Origin of the sequence: Halorubrum tibetense, from assembly GCF_042661865.1 — an archaeon.
Taxonomy (GTDB): Archaea; Halobacteriota; Halobacteria; order Halobacteriales; family Haloferacaceae; genus Halorubrum; species Halorubrum tibetense.
Map to the genome: position 1 here is coordinate 1 of NZ_JBHSWW010000265.1, position 3296 is coordinate 3296.

At 68.3% G+C, this 3296-nt stretch carries 4 protein-coding genes and 1 pseudogene; 3 read left to right on the forward strand and 2 right to left on the reverse strand.

The genetic code is table 11. The features are described from left to right. Together ACFQEU_RS13335 and ACFQEU_RS13340 are read left to right on the forward strand one after the other, a co-directional pair. A pseudogene (locus tag ACFQEU_RS13335) lies at window positions 1-178 on the forward strand (uroporphyrinogen-III synthase); the annotation flags it as partial. Between the two features lie 207 nt (window positions 179-385). Beyond that, window positions 386-784, forward strand: a complete 399-nt coding sequence (locus ACFQEU_RS13340) for a hypothetical protein (protein ID WP_379782925.1) — start codon at window positions 386-388, stop codon at window positions 782-784. 37 nt (window positions 785-821) lie between these two features. Here the strand turns inward: ACFQEU_RS13340 and ACFQEU_RS13345 are convergent, their stop codons facing one another. Both ACFQEU_RS13345 and ACFQEU_RS13350 read right to left on the reverse strand, forming a co-directional pair. Beyond that, complete coding sequence (locus ACFQEU_RS13345) at window positions 822-2147, reverse strand: 5'-deoxyadenosine deaminase (RefSeq protein ID WP_379782927.1); 1326 nt, start codon at window positions 2145-2147, stop codon at window positions 822-824. Window positions 2148-2416: 269 nt separating this feature from the next. After that, entirely contained in the window at window positions 2417-2818 is a 402-nt protein-coding gene (locus tag ACFQEU_RS13350; protein WP_379782929.1) for an SHOCT domain-containing protein, read from the reverse strand. Between the two features lie 104 nt (window positions 2819-2922). Here ACFQEU_RS13350 and ACFQEU_RS13355 point away from each other — a divergent pair. Next, window positions 2923-3296: non-canonical purine NTP pyrophosphatase (locus tag ACFQEU_RS13355; protein WP_379782931.1), on the forward strand; the 374-nt coding region annotated here is incomplete at its 3' end.

A 3296-nucleotide genomic window follows, 5' to 3' on the forward strand; every position in this document is an offset into this window, starting at 1 on the left:
CGGCACGAACGCCGCCGTTGTCGGTGCGATCGGCCCGCCGACGGCCGCGACTGCCGAGGAGCTCGGGATCGACGTCGACGTGATCCCGGACGACGCCGACTTCGAATCGCTCGCCGAGGCGGTCGTCGACGCCGCCGTTGGCGGGGTCGAGGTCGACGAGTCCACCTCCGGGACGTGACGGACGCGCACCCCTCCGATAACCTCGATCCGAACCGACAGCTCTCGATATCGATATTCGACAACGCGACGAACACGCTACCGTTCGGGTTAGCGGGGTGAAACCTCCTCTCTCCGCTTCCGTTGTTGCTACCGTCGATCCGTCCAAAATATCAAAAAGAATAATTTGATGTGTGGGTTTATTACTCGATACATGTGAGTAGGTGTCATGGAACCGAGCGAGCGCTGGTCGCTCCGAACCGACGGCGGCGTGTTGATCGTCGATTTCCCGCACGGGACGGGGATTAGCCCCGCCGCCGCCGACGCACTGCTCGATCGGTGGCGATCCGCCGTCGCCGACCACGCGGTCGACGCAGTCGTGATCGCCGTCCGGACGACCCGCCCCTGCTCCGACGCCGGGCGGCGGGCGCTCCGCGAGGCGGCACAGCTCGCTGTCGCCCGTGATGTCGGTCGGTTCGCCGTCGTCGGCGAACGCTCGAAGCGCCGCTATCTCAAGCGGACGATCGATGTCGACGGCGTCGAGACGGAAGCGTTCAACGACGAGACCGCCGCGATACAGTGGGCGACGTGCCGCGCGGAGGGCCGGCCCTCGGTCGGAGTAAACTGAGTGATTCCACGGGTGAACACCTGCCCGTGCCCGCGTTTTAGCCGATCGTCGCTTCGATCCCAGCCTCGTCTATGACCCGTTTCGCGTGGCGTGTCGCCCGCCCGCGGACGGCGTCGGCGTCGATCCCGACGTGCTCGCCGTCGTCGTACCGCACCTCGCCGCTGACCATCGTGAAGACGACGTCGTCGCCGTGAGCGGCGTACACGAGGTGCGAGAGCGGGTCGTGGATCGGGGTCGCGCGCGTCTTCTCGGTCGTGAGACCGATCAGGTCGGCTTCGTACCCGGGTTCGAGGCGACCGATCCGGTCGAACCCGGCCGCACGAGCGCCGTTGACCGTCGCCATTTCGAGGACCGTCGGCGCGGGGAGCCGGGTCGGGTCGAGCGCGTCTACTTTCCCGAGGAGGCTCGCCTGCCGCATCTCCGTGAACGGGTCGAGCGTGTTGTTACACGGCGGACCGTCGTTGCCGAGCGCGACGGTGATCCCGCGGTCGAGGTAGTCGTGGACGGGGGCGATCCCCGAGGCGAGCTTCATGTTCGATGAGGGACAGTGGGTAACGACGGTGTCCGTCTCCGCGAGCACTTCGCGCTCGCTCTCGTCCGTGTGGACGCAGTGAGCGAGCGTCACGTCCGGGCCGGTGAGTCCGACTTCGTCGAGCCAGTGGACGTTCCGCTTCCCGGTGTCGGCCTCGACGGTCGCGATCTCGCCCTTGTTCTCGCTGGCGTGGGTGTGGATCGTGACGCCGTCGTGGGCGTCCGCGATCTCCCGGCAGCCGCGGAGACACGCTTCCGTACAGGTGACGGCGAACCGCGGTGTGACTGCGTAGCGGATCCGCCCGTCGGCCGCGCCGTGGTACTCGCCGATCAGCGACTCCGTTTCGGCCAAGCCGGCGTCGGTGGGCTCTCGGAGGCCGTCGGGCGACTCCTTGTCCATCAGCACTTTCCCGAGGCGGCCGCGGATCCCCGTCTCGATCGCCGCCTCGAACGCCTCCGCCGCGTGGTTGACAGAGAGGTGATCGACCACCGTCGTCGTCCCCGATTCCAGACATTCGAGGTAGCCGAGCTCGGCGGCCGCCCGGGTGGCTTCCGCGTCCATCGCCGCCTCCATTGGCAACACGGCCTCGAACAGCCAGTCGAGCAGCTCGGCGTCGTCGGCGATCCCCCGACCGAGCGACTGGACCGAGTGGACGTGGCCGCCGACGAGCCCTGGCGCGACCAAGTCGAACGCGCGGCGCTCGTGGTCGGGGTAGGTCTCATGGAGGGCGTCCGCCTCGCCGACTGCGACGATCTCCCCGTCCGCGACGACGACTGCGCCGTCGTCGATCACGGTATCCGGGTCGGCGATGACGGTTCCGGTGATCAGCATATCCGTCCGTTTCTAACGGTCGACACTCAAGAGTCTTGCCGAACGGACGAGCGGACTGCGGGGACCGAGCGGACCACGGAGACCGAGCGGACCGCGGGGACCGAGCGGACCACGGAGACCGAGCGGACTGCGGGGACCGAGCGGACCGCGGGGACCGAGCGGACCGCGGGGACCGAGCGGACCACGGAGACCGAGCGGACCGCGACGGTGGAGGGTCGTTGAACGGGTAGCGCGTCGGGGGCGTTCACCGCCGACCCGACGGTAACCGCTTATAAGTCGAGTTCGGATTCGAGATCCGTCGGCTCCTCGTTCGTACGCGCTTCCCCACGGCGGTCGATCTCGTCGGCTACGCCTTCGGTCTCAAGTAGCCGGTCCAGCCGTCGCTCGAACTCCTCGTCGCCGATCTCGCCGGACGCGTACCGGTCGCGAAGGGTCGCGACCGGGTTCTCGTCGGTCGTCGCGTCGGCCGGCTCGGACGTCGATTCGATCAGCGGGAAGTCCTCGCCGAGAAGCGCCGCGACCGGGAGCACGATGAAGAAGCCGACGACGAAGGTCACGGGAACCGCTGTCCCCAAGCCCAACACCGCGAGCAGCGCCGTCACGCCGAATGTGAGGACGCCGAGGAGCCCGAGAAACCGCAGCTTCCCGAACGTCGGGAGGGCGTTCGACATGGCGTCGGATCTCCCGCGATCGGATAAAAACGTATCGCCGTCCGGGGCGCGGTCGGCTCGCTCCTATCGACGCCTATTCCCGTCGCCCACCCGCACCGATCGGTATGTTGCGGTACGTGACGACGAACCCGGGGAAGGTCCGCGAAGCCGAGCAGTACCTCGCCGACGGCTCCGTCGAGCAGCTCGACTTCGACTACACGGAGATCCAGTCGCCCGAGCTCGGCCCGATCGCGGCACGCGGCGCGCGCGAGGCGTATCGGGAGGCGGGCGGTCCCGTCCTCGTCGACGACGCGGGGCTGTTCATCGAAGGCCTCGACGGCTTCCCGGGCCCGTACTCCTCGTACGTCCAGGAAACGCTCGGAATCGAGCGGGTCCGCGAGCTCGCCCGTCCTCTCGAGAACGCCCGCGCTGCCTTCCGCTGTACCCTCGCGTACTGCGACGGCGAGGGATTCGCGGCGAGCCCCGACCCCGTCGACCG

Excerpts from the sequence above, each read along its gene's own strand:
- ACFQEU_RS13340 (WP_379782925.1), top strand. The coding sequence starts at position 386 with ATGGAACCGAGCGAGCGCTGGTCGCTCCGAACCGACGGCGGCGTGTTG.
- ACFQEU_RS13345 (WP_379782927.1), bottom strand. The coding sequence starts at position 2,147 with ATGCTGATCACCGGAACCGTCATCGCCGACCCGGATACCGTGATCGAC.
- ACFQEU_RS13350 (WP_379782929.1), bottom strand. The coding sequence starts at position 2,818 with ATGTCGAACGCCCTCCCGACGTTCGGGAAGCTGCGGTTTCTCGGGCTC.